We start from the raw sequence: 15,655 nt of genomic DNA, 5'->3' as shown, positions 1-15,655 counted from the left end.
CCTCGGTCCCATCATCGCCGCACCTCCGCTCATAAAACGAGTGAATCAGCGACAGACCGACCAATCAATGGACTTTTTCAACACTATCCGGGCAAAGCCGTCGCTCAGGATCTGATTGTCAAGGTCAGCATCCGGCCGCTTCTTACCTATCCACTCCCGGACACAATTCCGATCTAACAAATAAAACATAGCCACATCCACGTTGATTTGGATGGACCGGAAAATCCTCCGTTTCTCAAATCCTTAAATCAACCAGGATAGCGCTTAAGTCAGGCGGGCCTGCCCAAGACAATGGATGATGTCGCCGGCGTTTGACACGACGTAAATCTTAGACCAGCATCTCAGTTCGATGGGAGCCAAGCGCGGTGTCGGTTTTTTGCCGATATTGTCAACCGAACAGTCTACAGGCGGAGTACATGCACCGAACACTGAGCGTGGCGAACAACAAGAGCGGCCGTTGATCCCAAAAAGAACTCCTTCATCCCGGGTTTATGCGAAGCAAGCACGATACAGTCGATGCCATGTTTGTTGGCGTATTCGGTGATCGCTCGCCCAGCCGATTGGCTTTCGATCAGGACAGATGAGACCCCGTATTCACCTTCCAAGCGTTCGGACAAACGTGCCTTTGCCTTTTGGAGAGATTTTTCGGCAATCCCGTCATCCATGTAGTACATAATCTGTCTGTTGGGCGGTTCATGAATGTGTGCGGCGGTGATTGTACCACCTTCGGACACAAGGGCGCGTGCAGTCGAAAGCGCATGTTCACTGATGCCGTGTTCAAGCGATAGGGCCACTAAGATGTTGTTGTACATTTCTAAACTCTGGTTGAAGGTTTCCGTTTTTTTGCTGTAAATCTGTCTCTCACAGATTGTCTTTGAGAGAGTTCTCGCACCCCAGTCGTCAGACAGGGGTGCGCTCTTGGGCGTGTTCTTGGTATTTTTGCCTTCTCGCGCTACCTACCCAGCAGTAGGTCTGGCAAGAACAGAGCCAACTCTGGGACAAAGGTCGTCAGCATCAGCGTCGGTAACCATGCAAAAACGATGAACACCAAAGTCGGCCAAAGCATACGCGAAACCGGTTCATCGCAGACCTGAGCGCCAAGATAGAGAAGCGGCGCTGTAGGTGGAGTGATGTTGGCCATACCCAGGTTCACGCCGATCACAGCCGCAAAATGGATCGGATCCATGCCAGTGCTCTGCGCTATGGGCAGCAAGATCGGTGTCGCCAAAAGCAGACCCGAGATATCGTCCATCAGCATCCCGATTAGGATCAACACTATGTTGATCATCAACAGAACCACAATCGGATTTTCAGATACTGAATAGACCATTTGTTTTGCCAGCTGTGGCGCACCTTGCGCAATCAGGTTATCGGATACGATCAGAACCATGAAGATCATGACCATGACTACGCCAATCGTAACGCCCGAGTTTTGGATGGTTTGAGCCAGCGTTTTCCAGGTCAGACCACGGTAGAAGTAGATCGCGATCGGGATCGAGTAGACCACTGCAATACCGGCGGCCTCGGTCGGTGTCATGATGCCGCCATAGATACCACCCAGAATGATAAGCGGCATCATCAGTGCAGGCCCGGCCAAACGCGCCTGGACACCGAAGGTTGGCAGGAATGGCTTTGGACGTTCCGTCAGATTAATGTTGTCGTATTTCCGCAGCATGAGCTGATTGACCACAATCAGCAGCGTGATCAGGATGAACGCTGGCAGAACCGTAGACAGAAAGCACTTCAGGACGTGTTGCTGTGCGACCCAACCATAAAGGATCATCGTAGAGCTTGGCGGGATCAAAAGGCCCAGCGGACTTGCAGCCACGATCAGTGCCGCTGATTGCCCGCCTGGATAGTTGGCCTTTTTCAGGTGGGGCATCATGATGCCGCCAATACAGGTCAGCGTCGCATTCGCGCTACCGGAAATGGAGCCAAATACACCACAGGCCAATACACCCGCAGCGCTAAGACCTCCTTTGATATGGCCGATGAACATTTCAGCCAACGAGACAAGAGGGGCTGCGATCTTACCCTTTTCCATGATGCCGCCAGCGATCATGAAGAGCGGGATCGCCAGAAGCACCAAGGAACGGATGCCCGTAGAGCCGGTCGGCAGATAGCCCGTGATGCCTTGGTCCCCAACAAGGGCGATGAAGATAAGGACCGCTCCGAATGCCACATATACGCTTACACCTAACAGCAGCATAAGGCAGACGATTAGGAGACTTCCTCCGATAATCATTGGGCTTCTCCTTTTTGCATTTCTGATCTCAAGGGAAGCCCGAGCCCCTTGCGGATATGCACGTACAGATATGCCGCCGTGAACGTCGCCATGAGGCCAAAGGCAATCATGATTGCAATCCGCCAGGTCACAAACGGAATGCGCAGCACCGGGGTTGCGCGCAGTCGCGGGAATGAGAAGTCATCAAGCAGCGAGACATAGCAGGCGTACATGAGGAATAGGATCACCAGCACCTCGACTGTCAGGACGACAAAGCCGCGCCACCAAATCAACCGAGGGTTTTGGATCACAATGCCAAGAATGTCCGCGTTGATGTGCAGGTTGCGGGCAGAGGCCAGAACAGCACCTGCAAAAAAGCCGATGATGCTAATGCCCAATAGCCACTCTTCGTAGGCAAACAGATCACCGCCAAATCCATACCGGATGACAACGACTGCCCCAAATGTAAAAGCCATCAGGAAACCGGCAAATATGACGATCTGCCTCATGACAAAAGCCACTGCTTTCAGCGGATACCCAATAATGACTGGCAACTCGTCAGTGATTTTTTGCGAGCTCTTCTTTTCTGCACTTTCGACGACCAACGGACGCTCAGCTTCAGTGCTAGACATCTTTCTCCCTCCCTTTGTTGAGCCAGAGACGAAAAAAGGGCCAACTGATTAGCTGACCCTTTTCTCAGTGATTATTGCTGTTCTTTTGCAGCCAGCAGGCGGTCGATGATGTCCTGACCGACGTTTTGTGCCATCGAAGGCCAGACCGTTTCCTGGACATGAGCGGCCATCGCAGCTTGTTCTTCGTCACTCAGGCGCAGGATGGTGTAGCCTTTGTCGAGCAATTTCTGGCCGAACACTTCGTCGTTCTCACGATTGTAGGCAAAGAAGTCTTCGGACGCCTTGGTCAGCGCGGCTTGCAGCGCGGCGCGCTGATCGTCGTTCAGCTTGTCGAGTGTCCGCTGCGACGCATAGAAGGTTGTCAGCTCTGAGATCGAATTGTACTCGACAAAATGGGTGCCAACATCCGACTTGGCGAAGATCGAGTAAGTCGCGGTCTTCGTGCAGCAGATTGCTCCGTCGACAATGCCAGCCTGAAGTGCGGGGAAGATGTCGCCCCATGCCATGGTGGTCGCCTGGTAACCCAGTTCTTCGACCATCGACTTCACAACACTGGAGGACCAGACGCGAATGTTCATGCCCTTGTCGTCAAAAGTATTCCAGTTCTGGGGCTCTTGCGACGAAACGATACCGATGAACCCTTCTGGGTTCTGCGCCATGACGCGAACACCGTATTCGTCGGTGATTTCCTGCAAGATGGTGTTGAACTCAGAATCCATGTTCAGAAGTGTGCTTTCCATGTCATCCCAGCCGCCCAGCAAGAACGGCATTGACAGGAATTCCAGGCGTGGATCGGTATCGGCATAGATAAATGCCGAAGCCAGGTCGATATTGCCGCGTGCAACATCTTCGAACAGCGCTTCACCAGAACCTAACTGGTTTGCCGGGAAGACTTCGACCGTCAGGCCGACATCCGCAGCTGCCACATCTGCTGCGACCTGCTCCATCATCTTCGTGCCCTGATGGTCAATCGGGAACACGCCGGCAAAGCGCAGTGTCATGTCTTCCGCAAATGCGGCAGTCGACATCAGGGCGCCCAATGCTCCTGCGGCCATACCAGTGGTAAACTTATTGAAACTCATCGAGATCTCCTCCTTTTGACGAGTAACGCCCGCCCGGCGACGTGCCGGAGCGGGCGCTGATTTGCTGATGTCAGCAAAGTTCCGGGGCAACGAACTCGTATCCGAGGTCATCGGCCACAGCCTTGTAGGTCACCTTGCCGTGGGCCACATTCAGGCCGTTCATAAGGTGACGGTTGTCCGCCAGCGCCTGCTTCCAGCCATTGTTGGCTATGGCCAGAGCGTGCGGCAGCGTTACGTTGTTGAGCGCGTAGGTCGACGTTCGGGCGACTGCGCCTGGCATGTTGGCGACACAATAATGAACAACATCGTCGACAACATACGTAGGCTCTGCGTGAGTGGTAGCTTTGGACGTTTCAAAGCAGCCGCCCTGGTCAATCGCCACGTCCACGACGACCGCACCGGGTTTCATTTTCGAGATCAGTTCGCGTTTGACCAGTTTGGGCGCAGCTGCACCGGGGATCAGAACTGCGCCGATAACCAGATCGGCATTGGTGACCTCTTCCTCCAGCGCGGCTTTGGTCGAATAAACAACCTTGGCGGACGCCTCGAAATGGTTCTCTAGCTTCTCAAGCACTGCCGGATTGCGGTCTAGAATGGTTACGTCCGCGTGCAAGCCGACGGCCATCTGAGCCGCGTTGAACCCAACAACACCGCCACCGATGACCACAACTTTGCCGGGCTTCACACCGGGTACACCGCCCAGCAATACGCCCAGGCCCCCCTTTGCTTTCTCCAACGCGCTGGCACCAGCCTGGATCGACATGCGACCGGCAACCTGGCTCATCGGTTTCAGCAGGGGCAGACCGCCATTATCGTCGGTGACTGTCTCGTAAGCGATGCAGACAGCGCCCGAGTCGACCAAATCTTTGGTCTGTTCCGGGTCGGGGGCCAGATGCAGGTAGGTGTAAAGGATCTGACCTTCCCGCAGCATGGCGCGTTCAACGGCCTGGGGCTCTTTCACCTTCACGATCATCTCGGCATTGGCGAAAATATCGGCTGCTGTTTCAGCAATCTCGGCACCAGCGGCACGATAGGCATCATCATCAGCCCCAATGCCTGTGCCGGCGTTGGTCTCGACGATGACGTTGTGACCATGAGAAACCAGTTCGGCTACGCTTTCAGGGGTCAGGCCAACACGGTACTCGTGGTTCTTGATTTCCTTGGGAACACCAATGAACATATTCTTCACTCCTTGGAACGGATGATCATTTTGCGGTTGGCATGACGAACTCGGCACCTTCCGAGATACTTTCGGGCCAGCGCTGCATGATGGATTTCTGCTTGGTGTAGAAACGCACACCCTCCTCGCCATAGGCGTGCATGTCGCCGAACAGGCTCTTCTTCCAGCCGCCAAAACCGTGCCAGGCCATCGGAACCGGGATCGGAACATTGACGCCGACCATGCCGACCTGAACCTGCTTGCCGAATTCACGCGCGACGTTGCCGTCACGGGTGAACAGCGACACACCATTGCCGAACTCGTGGTCGTTGATCAGTTGCAGGCCTTCGGCAAAGTTCGAGACGCGGACGCAGGACAGGACCGGGCCGAAGATCTCTTCCTTGTAGATCTTCATGTCGGGGGTGACGTTGTCGAACAGGGTACCGCCCAGGAAAAACCCTTCTTCATGCCCTTCGACGGTATAGTTGCGACCGTCGACCAACAGGTCCGCACCTTCTTCGATGCCAGAGTCGATGTACCCTTTGATGCGGTCACGCGCGGCGGCGGTGACGATCGGGCCCATCTCGGCGTCCAGTTCGAGGCCGTTTTTGACCTTCAGGGTTTCGGCGCGTTCTTTCAGGACAGGCATCAGCTTGTCGGCGGCATCGCCGACCAGCAGGGCAACCGAGATCGCCATGCAGCGCTCTCCGGCCGAGCCATAGGCCGCGCCGATCAGCGCATCCGCAGCCTTGTTCATATCGGCATCCGGCATCACCAGCATGTGGTTCTTCGCACCACCCAGCGCCTGAACGCGTTTGCCGTGCCGCGCACCCACTTCGTAGATATAGTTCGCAATCGGGGTCGAACCGACAAAAGACACGGCCTTGACGTCGTCATTTTCCAGCAACGCATCCACGGCGACCTTGTCACCCTGTACGACGTTGAACACGCCATCGGGGAAGCCAGCCTTCTGCATCAGATCCGCATACAGCAGCGCCGCGGACGGATCGGTCGGGGATGGCTTCAGGATAAAGGTATTGCCTGCGGCGATGGCGATCGGGAACATCCACATCGGCACCATGACCGGGAAGTTGAAGGGAGTAATTCCGGCCACAACGCCCAACGCCTGACGCGTTGTCCAGTTGTCCATGCCAGTGGAAACCTGCTCCGTGTAATCGCCCTTGAGGAGTTGCGGAATGCCGCAGGCAAACTCGATGATATCAATACCGCGCTCAACCTCGCCTTGGGCGTCGGTGAACACCTTGCCATGCTCTACAGTGATAGCGCGGGCAAGTTCGTCTTTGTGCTCGCGTACCAGCGCCAGAAAGTTGTTCATCAGGCGGGCACGGCGGATCGGAGGCGTGTTCGACCACTTCGGGAACGCTGCTTTTGCCGCAGCCACCGCGTCGTCGACGGTCTGTACCGTCGCCAGCGACACCTCACCGGTTTGCGCACCGGTTGCGGGATTGAAAACCGGCTGAGTATTCTCACCGGATGGAGCAGTGATTTGGCCATTAATGTAGTGGCCGATCAAAGCGATCGGGGATGCATCTTTCATGATGTCAGTCCTTTTTGGGGTTAGAAGTCAGGGGTTATGGCAGATCCGCCAATACCTCTCCAAGTGTTTGACAAAGTGTCGTTATTTCGGGCTCCGAGATGATCAGCGGTGGAGACAGGGCGATGATGTCGCCGGTGACCCGGATCATTATTCCGGCGTCCCAGGCTCGCTTCATGGCGTCATAGCCCCGTGCCCCTGGCGCACCTTCTCGTGGTGCAAGCTCGACCGCGCCAACTAATCCCAGGTTGCGGATATCGATGACGTTCGGCAGACCTTTGAGGCTGTGAAGTTGATCCTCCCAGGGCTGCGACAGCAATGCGGCGCGGCGGAACAAATCATTCTGCTTGTAGCTTTCCAAAGTCGCCAGCGCTGCGGCACAGGACACCGGATTGGCCGAGTAGGTGTAGCCATGGAACAGCTCGATCGGCGCATCGGCATTTTCCATCGCCGAGTCATAGATCTTGTCGGATACGATGACCGCACCCATCGGAATAACACCGTTGGTCAGGCCTTTTGCAGTTGTGATGATGTCCGGCTTTACGTCGAAATACTCCGAAGCAGTCGCGGCCCCCAAACGACCAAATGCGGTGATGACCTCATCGAAAATCAGCAGAATGCCATGGCGGTCGCAAATCTCACGCAGTCGCTTCAGATATCCTTTCGGCGGCAGAAGTACTCCGGTGGATCCGGCCATCGGCTCAACGATCACTGCCGCAATGGTTGAGGCATCGTGAAGTGCGACCAGTCGCTCCAGATCATCCGCCAGTTCCGCGCCGTGTTTTGGGCAGCCGCGGGAAAAGGCGTTTTTCTCTGGGTCATGCGTGTTGCGCAGATGATCTACTCCGGTAAGGAGTGTCCCGAAGTGCATCCGGTTCTTCACGATGCCGCCGACAGAGATGCCTCCGAAGCCGGTCCCGTGGTAACCACGCTCACGTCCGATCAAGCGCGTTCGCGCGCTATCGCCGCGCATCCGGTGGTAATGCAGCGCGATTTTGAGAGCCGTATCGACGGACTCGGAACCCGAATTGGTGAAGAAAGCGTGGTTCATTCCCTCAGGCATCATCGCTGTCAGCTTTGCCGACAACTCAAACGCCTGAGGGTGGGAGAACTGGAAGTTCGGGGCATAGTCCAGCTCGTGCACTTGTTTTTGCACTGCTTCTACGATCAGTGGATCCCGGTGACCTGCGTTGACGCACCACAGCCCGGCGGTACCATCCATGACCTTCCGACCATCGGTACTGGTGTAATACATCCCCTCAGCCGATTGGATCATGCGGGGCTCGCGAAGGAAATCACGATTGGCCGAAAACGGCATCCAAAACGATGACATTGTGTTGGGTTGATCGAGCACGTTCATTCCTCATGAAGCAGATTTTCATTTGATGACAAATCCTTGCAGAGTTCGGACTTTCCGCATACCCGGCTTTATTTTAATCTGTAAGTTATTGAAAAAAATCATTGTGCCCCTAGAATGCTTTCGATCCAAAGCAAGGAAGCACTAGAGTAACGGTTTTGTCATCAGATCTCGAAACAGCCCGTCGTCTAAAGTTGATTCGGACGACCAAAGGCCTTAGTCAACGTGAAATGGCCAAACGCGCGGGAGTGGGTAGCGGGACGATTTCTCAAATCGAAAGCGGTTCAACTCAGCCTTCCGTGGCGTTGCTAAAGAAGATCCTTGCCTCGGTAGACGTCAATTTGGGCTTCTTCTTCAGTTTTGAATTGCAAAACGAGGAGTCGTTTTTTTACCCGCACGAAAGAATGCGCGACTTGGGATCACCTGGAGTCTCCTATTTGCTTGTCGCAGGAGAGCGCCGAGACAGAAAACTCCAGATGCTCATAGAAGAGTACGATGTCGGTGCCGACTCGGGCCGATCTGAACTGTCGCACGAAGGAGAGGAATGTGCGGTTGTGATAGAGGGCCGCCTTGAAGTGACCGTAGATGGGCAGTCCAGGGTTCTGGGTCCAGGGGACGCGTACTATTTTTCAAGCATACTGCCACACAGGTTTCGGAATGCTGGCGATACGCAATGCAAAGTGATCAGCGCATGTACTCCTTCGTCGTTTTGAAGCGACCAATCAAAACAAACTTAGAATTCTGCCCTGCGCACTGAATGCCCGGAACGAAGGGCCACGCCGTAGCATCAGAATGGTATGTCAAATGGCAAAATATAGCTGTTCCCAAAATGGTAAATGTCAGCTTTGCGCACTTGTGCGCAATTGGTGAAGGTCGCAGCATTCGGTAGATCTGGGCTCAGTGTTGCCGTTCTCCGCAGCAAGCATGATTGGCTGGTCCCAGCCTGAAGCAGGCATTCACAATCACGCTTTTCAGTTTTGCACCAAGCCATTGACTAGGACATGCGCGACGTTCAGGAAATCATGTTGTCTGCTGTAAACGACTGAATTGGGCTCGGTGCCATCGTTGTCTGCTGTTAGCATGATTGGCCGCACGCAGCCCGAAGCGGACCTTCGCAACCAAGCTTTGCTAACTCCGAAATACACAACGAAACGGCCAGTTGCAGAGGTTGTATCGGCGGTGGCAACCAACCATTCATGTCGTCGACTAACCTGTTCAACGTCGCACTACAACTTCTCCGAACTGATCCCACGAGGACCTAATCTTCGAAGCGTTCATTTGGCTCGACCACATTTACTTGCTTCGGAACTTGGTCGGTGTCATTCCGGTTTGACTTCGGAAAAAGCGAGTGAAATGGGACTTGTCAGAATAGCCTAGCATCAGACCAATCTCCGCAATTGTCATCTGGTCTTCTTTGAGGTGCTCCTTGGCGACATCGATACGCAGCCGTTTGATTTCGCGCGGTAACGTTGTGCCTTGTTTTTGAAGCGCTTTCAGGAACCGTTCCCGCTGTATTCCCAGAAACCCGGCCACCATCTCCGGCCCCAAATCGGATTCATCCAGTTTGCCGCGCAAGACAGAGCGCAAAGCTGCCACCACGGATACCTCTTGATCTTGGCGAGGCGAGGCTATGGGTTTGGCAGAGCCCTCAGAGACATGATGCAAAAACAACCATTCCACAGGAAAACTGATTTGCATTCCGGGATCGGTTCCAAGGCCAACCTCGATCCCTTTGTAGTTGAGAGGCAAACCATTGATGTATCTGCTTTCCCACCGCACGCGCGAAGGGTCCCAGGATTCGCCGACGACGGTCTGCAACAGGCGTACATAGATTGCAGCACCAAAACCTGTTACCTGAACGGGTGGGACAGTTGGTTCCTGTTGTCTATCGATACGATAAGTCGCTTTGTCCGCTTCAATGATAAGGCTGTGCCGCACAGAATTGGACTCCTGAGGTACGAGCCCAACAAAGCGGGTAAAAAACTCGAACAGACTCGTTGTCGATTGCAAGGCTTGAGCGAACGGAGGCCATCCTTGCAGGTCAAACGACTCCCCTACATTTAGTCCAAGGTATCGATCCCCTGACACTTCTGAGAAAGCATTTACCAAGCCGTAAACCAGCTCGGAGTGAACGAACACGGATGGGTTAGTCAACAGTTCGGCTTTCAAGCCGACCTGATCCAATGCTGGTTGCGGATTGATCTTACGTTCGGTGAGATATTGCAGAAACGGAGCAGCTAAAGAGAGGCGAACAAAGCCCTCGCTATGCTCTCGGGAGGCGGAGTTGAAAGGCAAGCTCATAACCCTTGTTTGAATTAGTTTTAAGAAGTGGCCATTTTAATCATCATATTCGTACATCCTAATTAAAAAGGGGCAACCGCGTCGGTGAATTCCAGACTATAGTTGGCAAAACATGAATATGAAGGGGGTACTTATGTCCGGCTTACGAATGTCTCTTTGCTCGACGGCAATTGTCGCGGCAGTTTTTTCTTTTTCGACGACCGCGCAGGCTCAGGATCAAGAAGAACCACAAACGCTGTTTACCAACGTGCATATCTTCGACGGTGTGAATGAGCAACGCATTGAGAATGCCAGTGTTCTGGTTGAGGGCAACCTTATCAAGGTCGTCTCAACTGATGCGATCGATGCCCCCAATGCGGAGGTGATCGATGGCGGCGGTAGGACACTCACACCGGGCTTCATCGAGCTTCACGCACACCTCATGCTCATGGGACCGTCTATCGCTTCCATGGAAACGAACTCGACCTGGGAGGATTTTGGCATCCATGGAACCAGGATGGCCGAGATGTACCTGATGCAAGGATTTACGACTGTAAGAGATGCTGGCGGCGCCAACGGCGGTCTGCGGAGGGCCATCGACGCCGGACAGATCGTCGGTCCACGTCACTATGCGTCAGGCGCGTTCCTCGGGACACGCGGCGGCCACGCTGACTTCGCATCCTTCACCTCGCCGCCGGGCGGACAGACCAACTTCGGTAATCTGAACATGGCGCAACAAGTCAGCGGTGTCGATGATGTCTACCTGTATGGTCGTAATAACATGCGCATGGGGGCGACACAGCTGAAATTCATGCAGTCGGGTGGGGTGATCTCGGCGTTTGACCCATGGCAGTTGCTCGCCGGCTCCAAGGAAGAAATCGAAGCTGCCGTTCAGGTTGCCAACGAATACGGCACCTATGTCATGGCGCATTCTTACCGCAAGGAAGCAATCATGAACGCCCTTGAGGCCGGTGTAATGTCCATTGAACACGGCTTCTCCTTCGATTGCGAGATTGCCGAGATTATGAACGAGAAAGGGGCTTACATAACGACTAACCTCACGGCTTTTGATCCGGGTTTGTTGGATATCCCATCGGTCAAGAACGAGCCCAAGAGCCTCGCGAAAGCGATATCGGCGTCCGCGACTTTCGCGAACTACATTCCGAATATGAAGGAATGCCCGGTAAAACGCGGCTTTCAGACCGATTGCGTGGGATCAGTGGAAGCATGCAACATCCAGATTGCTTATGAAAAACATCTCAATAACGAGTTCTTCGGACCGTACCAGTCGATGGTGACACTTACGTCAATCGGCGGTGAGGTCGTAGCATTGTCAGGCGATTTCTCGAACCCTTACACATCTGGCAAGCTCGGTGTGATCGAGGAAGGCGCCTATGCGGATATCCTGCTGATCGACGGCAATCCGCTCGAAGATTTCTCGGTGGTTGGTACGGGTGATCAATGGTTTGGGGCCGACCCGAGGCCTGAAAGCCCAGAAACAATCCGCCTGATCATGAAGGACGGTGTGATCTACAAAAACACACTGGATTGACCAGATAAAGCAGCCGGAGAGCATTCATGCGAAATTGGTTTTGCTCCGCAGTATTCGCAGGGTTGGTTTTGTGCGGTTATGATGCTGCGGCGACGCCTGGAACCGCGTTGGACTGGGCAGACCTGCCAGATCCGTCTGCGCAGGTCTTTGATGACCCCTATCGTGATCTCAGCCCCGAACAGTTCGACGATGTTCTTTTCGTTGTGCGTATACGCGGCAGGTTGCAGCAGGATGGTGGTAGTGAAGACGAGCGGCAAAAGTGGCAAATGCTTCTGACCGAGACTGAGGATGCTTTGGCAGCTGATGGAATTGATGTCGACTGGCTACTCGATCAGCGAGAGGTCGTGACGGAACGGCGAAGAAAGGCTGGCACGAACGGAAATCCGGAATTCGACGGTCAAACAATCACACTGACGGGCTTTGCCATTCCTGCTCCGAATGATCCGGACGGGAGGCCTGTCGCGTATTTGGTGCCCGAACGAGGGATGTGCAGTCATATGCCTCCACCTCCGCCCAACCAGATGATCCGTGTGCGGTTGAACGGGGACTGGGCGCCCCGCTATTTCCATGAACCCGTTCGGCTGACAGGCACGCTGACTATCGATCCTTCCGTTCATAATATGATGGTTGTGGATGGCCTCATGCCTATGAATGCGACTTTCCAGCTAGAGGCGGAACGTGTCGAAACTCTGGAAACCGAGGCAGACAGGTTGGAATGGAAGCAGCGTGCTGCTGATCGCATCCGCGCGGCAGGAAATCGCAAGACCGGTGGGGCACAGGCGTCAAAATGATAAGACTTCTGGTTGCCGCATTGAGCATTGCATTTGCTGGCGCAGCGTCGGCTCAGGGACTATCCGGGCCATCTTCAGTCGAAGCCGATCTTGCGCCCGGAGACGGGCTCACCGATCCGCAATATCGTTCCGATTTTCCACGCAATATCGCACCGGGTTGGTTTCAGTGGAAAGACCGACTGGCTGAGGGTGGTTTTCGGTTCAACATTGACTACCTGGCATTGGGCCAAACCACGGATGCTGATCTGGGAACCGGCGAAGCAGCCAGCGGAATTGCGCGGTTCTACGGCAGTTGGCAGGCAACTGAACGGGGGTCTCTGACATTCAAGATCGAAGACAGGCACAGTTATACTGACGTTGCTCCGCAATTTCTCGGGCTGGATGGCGGAGCCCTTTCAATCACGGGAACAGCCTTCAATGACAACGGTTTGCTTCTGACCAATTTGTTCTGGACCCAAAGGGCTGAGAATGGGTCGTGGGCGCTGCAAGTCGGCCAGATTGATGTAACGGACTTTGTGGATATCTACGGGTTGGTAAGCCCCTACAGTGGTTTTCAAAACCTGTCTTTCAATACCAACCCGACAATCAACACGCCCAACCAAGGCCTTGGTATTGCCGGTGGGGTAAAGCTGAGCGAGAACCTCTACGCCGTTGCCAGCGTATCAGACGCAAACGCCGACCCGTCCGATCCAAACTTTGATGTGTTTAGCGACGGCAATCTCTTCAAGTCGCTCGAACTTGGGTACACGTCCGGCTTTGATCGCATCTACTTCGACAATATCCATCTGACCCTCTGGCATGCGGATGCGGCTGACGATGGCAGTCGAGCAGAAGATTACGGCGCAGCGTTTTCCGCCGCATGGTTTGTTGACAATAAATGGATGCCGTTCTTCCGTGCAGGGGCCTCGAAGGGAACCGCAGCGCTTTATGAACGGTCGATTTCTGCCGGTCTCGGTTACTATGGTCGCAACACCGATTTGGCCGGTCTGGGCCTAAACTGGGCCGAAGCAAGAGGCATAGATGGCGATCAGTTCACGCTTGAAGCTTTCTACCGCTTTTCAATCTCACCCGGACTGCAGATCACGCCATCGGTACAATTCATTTCCGACCCGCTTCTAAATCCCGATCAGGACCGGATTACCCTGTTCGGTCTAAGAACCCGGATCGTTTTCTAATGCGGGGTGAAGGCAGTCACTAAGGGGTGTGCCAAAGGGCAACTAAGAGAGATCAAGCGCGTGCCGGAATTTTCAACGCCGGTCGAATGAAGTTGGGAAGCAAAGGAACAATCTATGAAGATTGCATACGGAATTCTTGCAGCCTTAGCAGTTGTGTTTTTCATCCTTGGAGGCAGCGATGCCCATGGCAAAAACAACAAGGGTAAAAAGCCGAACAAGGGGGGCAAGAACGGTGATGTCAGCATTCAGATAGAAGACAAACCCGGCAAAGGCCCAAAAGCTGTACCACCTGGACAGATCAAGCGCTACACGCGCGGTGCCAAGCTCCCATCTGACCTGGAGTTCGAGGATATTGGGGACCTTTCCAAATGGAAGCTTGGGGAGCCGGGCAAAGGAAACCGCTACATTCTGGTCGATGACGAAGTCCTCGAAGTTACGAATGACCTGTCTACCGTGGTCGATGCCGTCGGCATCGTCGGTGATCTTCTAAATTAGGCGAAAGTACGATGTTTCAGGGCAAGAACTACCTCGTTTGCCCTGACGCTGGCCGGGGCGATCATTTGTGAACCCCGGCCCAAGTTCAAAACCCGGATCCGAGGCGCTACGATGATAAAGGCCCTTCTTCTTCTTTTTGCGCTTGCTACCTTTTCGTCAGCACGCGCCCTACTCGCTCAGGAAAACGGTGCAACTGAAGTCCCGCAAACAATACGCTTTGAGGGCTATGTATAGCCCAGTCGCGAAGCAGAACTGTCGCCTTTGGTGGACAATGTGGTCAACCGGACTTTGCAAAGTCTGCTTTCTGCGCATCGCTGACCTTAAAGCGCGTTGAAGCATTTTGTATTTTGGGCTCGTTCCAGACCTCGAATGCGGCGCAGCATCCTGTGATATGTTGCCTCGGTCAACGTCGGGTTGTCGTTGTGGGAGGGCATGGCGGATCGGAGGATCAGTCATGGAAACACCAAACTTACCTGCCATTCGTGCGCTTCGTCCCGCCTGGAACAAAGGACGTATTGTTGGTCAAAAGCGCCCCCTGAAGCCAAAACACGTCTGGGCGATCCGGGTTAGGCTCGAACTCGCTGAGAACCATCGCGATCTGGCACTGTTCAATATGGCGATCGACAGCAAGCTCCGCGGTTGCGACCTGGTGAAGATGAAAGTCGTTGATGTTATGGCGACAGGTCAGATCAAGGAACGGGCGTCGGTCTTACAGAGCAAAACACAGAAACCTGTGCGATTTGAGATATCCGAAGGGACTCGCGCCTCGGTCGAGAAGTGGATGGAAGACGAGGTGATGATCGGCTCCGAGTACCTTTGGCCGGGCCGCTTCCATGAGCGGCTGCACATCTCGACCCGTCAGTATGCTCGAATCGTCCGCGACTGGGTCACGTCGATTGGTCTGGAGGCAAGCGCCTATGGCACGCATTCGATGCGTAGAACCAAGGTCACTCAGATCTACAAGAAGACCGGAAACCTTCGCGCGGTTCAGCTCCTTCTGGGCCACACGAAGATGGACAGTACGGTCCGATACCTCGGTGTCGAACTCGAGGATGCCTTGGCCATCGCTGAAGCCATTGAAATCTAGTGCAGTTGGGTCGCCTATGCGGGCGGCCCAAACTGGTCATTCATCGCCTCTGGCCACGCTGCGGTGCAGCTTCAACGAACCGGCCATTCGCTTAATCTGCGAGATCGACGAGTTGTCCGACGTCTGCCTTGCGGGCAAAGTGAGCAGCGAAGTGACGCACATGATCCGCAAAGGTCAGCTTACGCCCGGAATCTGTCCGTTTCGCCAAGTTGCGGCATTGGCGGCACAAGCAGAGGGTTCGGTACCAACTCTTCGTTCAGTAAGAA

Annotated in this window: 14 protein-coding genes; 6 read left to right on the top strand and 8 right to left on the bottom strand. The window is 54.3% G+C overall.

Annotated elements, in window-relative coordinates; all coding sequences use genetic code 11:
- Positions 1 to 401: 401 nt before the first annotated feature.
- The 7 genes from ACR0M3_RS18980 to aptA all read right to left on the bottom strand — a co-directional run bounded on the left by ACR0M3_RS18980 (position 402) and on the right by aptA (position 8,012).
- On the bottom strand, positions 402 to 812 hold the full coding sequence (locus ACR0M3_RS18980; protein ID WP_480912184.1) for a universal stress protein: 411 nt from the start codon (positions 810 to 812) through the stop codon (positions 402 to 404).
- A 140-nt stretch (positions 813 to 952) separates the two neighbouring features.
- The gene (locus tag ACR0M3_RS18975; protein WP_480912181.1) at positions 953 to 2,245 is read right to left on the bottom strand and encodes a TRAP transporter large permease; all 1,293 of its coding nucleotides are present in this window, start codon (positions 2,243 to 2,245) and stop codon (positions 953 to 955) included.
- The gene (locus ACR0M3_RS18970; protein WP_480912178.1) at positions 2,242 to 2,856 is read right to left on the bottom strand and encodes a TRAP transporter small permease; all 615 of its coding nucleotides are present in this window, start codon (positions 2,854 to 2,856) and stop codon (positions 2,242 to 2,244) included. The genes ACR0M3_RS18975 and ACR0M3_RS18970 overlap by 4 nt, the downstream gene beginning before the upstream one ends.
- Before the next feature lie 71 nt (positions 2,857 to 2,927).
- Complete coding sequence (dctP, locus tag ACR0M3_RS18965) at positions 2,928 to 3,938, bottom strand: TRAP transporter substrate-binding protein DctP (RefSeq protein WP_480912175.1); 1,011 nt, start codon at positions 3,936 to 3,938, stop codon at positions 2,928 to 2,930.
- Positions 3,939 to 4,008: 70 nt separating this feature from the next.
- Complete coding sequence (gene ald, locus ACR0M3_RS18960) at positions 4,009 to 5,118, bottom strand: alanine dehydrogenase (protein WP_480912172.1); 1,110 nt, start codon at positions 5,116 to 5,118, stop codon at positions 4,009 to 4,011.
- A gap of 25 nt (positions 5,119 to 5,143) precedes the next feature.
- The gene (locus tag ACR0M3_RS18955) at positions 5,144 to 6,655 is read right to left on the bottom strand and encodes a CoA-acylating methylmalonate-semialdehyde dehydrogenase (RefSeq protein WP_480912169.1); all 1,512 of its coding nucleotides are present in this window, start codon (positions 6,653 to 6,655) and stop codon (positions 5,144 to 5,146) included.
- A gap of 34 nt (positions 6,656 to 6,689) precedes the next feature.
- Entirely contained in the window at positions 6,690 to 8,012 is a 1,323-nt protein-coding gene (aptA, locus tag ACR0M3_RS18950) for an omega-aminotransferase AptA (protein WP_480912166.1), read from the bottom strand.
- A gap of 155 nt (positions 8,013 to 8,167) precedes the next feature.
- Between aptA and ACR0M3_RS18945 the strand changes: the two genes are divergently transcribed.
- Positions 8,168 to 8,722, top strand: a complete 555-nt coding sequence (locus ACR0M3_RS18945; RefSeq protein WP_480912164.1) for a cupin domain-containing protein — start codon at positions 8,168 to 8,170, stop codon at positions 8,720 to 8,722.
- 580 nt (positions 8,723 to 9,302) lie between these two features.
- Here the strand turns inward: ACR0M3_RS18945 and ACR0M3_RS18940 are convergent.
- The gene (locus ACR0M3_RS18940; protein ID WP_480539667.1) at positions 9,303 to 10,310 is read right to left on the bottom strand and encodes an AraC family transcriptional regulator; all 1,008 of its coding nucleotides are present in this window, start codon (positions 10,308 to 10,310) and stop codon (positions 9,303 to 9,305) included.
- Positions 10,311 to 10,428: 118 nt separating this feature from the next.
- Here ACR0M3_RS18940 and ACR0M3_RS18935 point away from each other — a divergent pair, with 118 nt between their 5' ends.
- The 5 genes from ACR0M3_RS18935 (at position 10,429) to ACR0M3_RS18915 (ending at position 15,389) form a co-directional block, all read left to right on the top strand.
- A complete protein-coding gene (locus tag ACR0M3_RS18935; protein ID WP_480896917.1) occupies positions 10,429 to 11,841 on the top strand; it encodes an amidohydrolase family protein in 1,413 nt (470 codons plus the stop codon).
- A 26-nt stretch (positions 11,842 to 11,867) separates the two neighbouring features.
- Complete coding sequence (locus ACR0M3_RS18930) at positions 11,868 to 12,632, top strand: DUF3299 domain-containing protein (protein ID WP_480912162.1); 765 nt, start codon at positions 11,868 to 11,870, stop codon at positions 12,630 to 12,632.
- Positions 12,629 to 13,807: a carbohydrate porin gene (locus ACR0M3_RS18925; protein WP_170337128.1), complete on the top strand. Its 1,179-nt coding sequence runs from the start codon at positions 12,629 to 12,631 to the stop codon at positions 13,805 to 13,807. The genes ACR0M3_RS18930 and ACR0M3_RS18925 overlap by 4 nt, the downstream gene beginning before the upstream one ends.
- Positions 13,808 to 13,921: 114 nt before the next feature.
- The gene (locus ACR0M3_RS18920; protein ID WP_480912161.1) at positions 13,922 to 14,302 is read left to right on the top strand and encodes a hypothetical protein; all 381 of its coding nucleotides are present in this window, start codon (positions 13,922 to 13,924) and stop codon (positions 14,300 to 14,302) included.
- A gap of 454 nt (positions 14,303 to 14,756) precedes the next feature.
- Positions 14,757 to 15,389, top strand: coding sequence for a tyrosine-type recombinase/integrase (locus tag ACR0M3_RS18915; RefSeq protein ID WP_480495824.1), 633 nt, complete (start codon positions 14,757 to 14,759; stop codon positions 15,387 to 15,389).
- Positions 15,390 to 15,655: the final 266 nt, after the last annotated feature.

The sequence above is a fragment of the Ruegeria sp. O5 genome, assembly GCF_056535105.1.
Note: the sequence above shows the minus strand (reverse complement) of the source record. Positions and strands in the feature narration are given on the sequence as shown.

What these genes read in the sequence shown, in the direction of transcription:
- ACR0M3_RS18980 (WP_480912184.1), bottom strand. Translation starts at nt 812, where the DNA reads ATGTACAACAACATCTTAGTGGCCCTATCGCTTGAACACGGCATCAGT.
- ACR0M3_RS18975 (WP_480912181.1), bottom strand. Translation starts at nt 2,245, where the DNA reads ATGATTATCGGAGGAAGTCTCCTAATCGTCTGCCTTATGCTGCTGTTA.
- ACR0M3_RS18970 (WP_480912178.1), bottom strand. Translation starts at nt 2,856, where the DNA reads ATGTCTAGCACTGAAGCTGAGCGTCCGTTGGTCGTCGAAAGTGCAGAA.
- dctP (WP_480912175.1), bottom strand. Translation starts at nt 3,938, where the DNA reads ATGAGTTTCAATAAGTTTACCACTGGTATGGCCGCAGGAGCATTGGGC.
- ald (WP_480912172.1), bottom strand. Translation starts at nt 5,118, where the DNA reads ATGTTCATTGGTGTTCCCAAGGAAATCAAGAACCACGAGTACCGTGTT.
- ACR0M3_RS18955 (WP_480912169.1), bottom strand. Translation starts at nt 6,655, where the DNA reads ATGAAAGATGCATCCCCGATCGCTTTGATCGGCCACTACATTAATGGC.
- aptA (WP_480912166.1), bottom strand. Translation starts at nt 8,012, where the DNA reads ATGAACGTGCTCGATCAACCCAACACAATGTCATCGTTTTGGATGCCG.
- ACR0M3_RS18940 (WP_480539667.1), bottom strand. Translation starts at nt 10,310, where the DNA reads ATGAGCTTGCCTTTCAACTCCGCCTCCCGAGAGCATAGCGAGGGCTTT.
- ACR0M3_RS18935 (WP_480896917.1), top strand. Translation starts at nt 10,429, where the DNA reads ATGAAGGGGGTACTTATGTCCGGCTTACGAATGTCTCTTTGCTCGACG.
- ACR0M3_RS18930 (WP_480912162.1), top strand. Translation starts at nt 11,868, where the DNA reads ATGCGAAATTGGTTTTGCTCCGCAGTATTCGCAGGGTTGGTTTTGTGC.
- ACR0M3_RS18925 (WP_170337128.1), top strand. Translation starts at nt 12,629, where the DNA reads ATGATAAGACTTCTGGTTGCCGCATTGAGCATTGCATTTGCTGGCGCA.
- ACR0M3_RS18920 (WP_480912161.1), top strand. Translation starts at nt 13,922, where the DNA reads ATGAAGATTGCATACGGAATTCTTGCAGCCTTAGCAGTTGTGTTTTTC.
- ACR0M3_RS18915 (WP_480495824.1), top strand. Translation starts at nt 14,757, where the DNA reads ATGGAAACACCAAACTTACCTGCCATTCGTGCGCTTCGTCCCGCCTGG.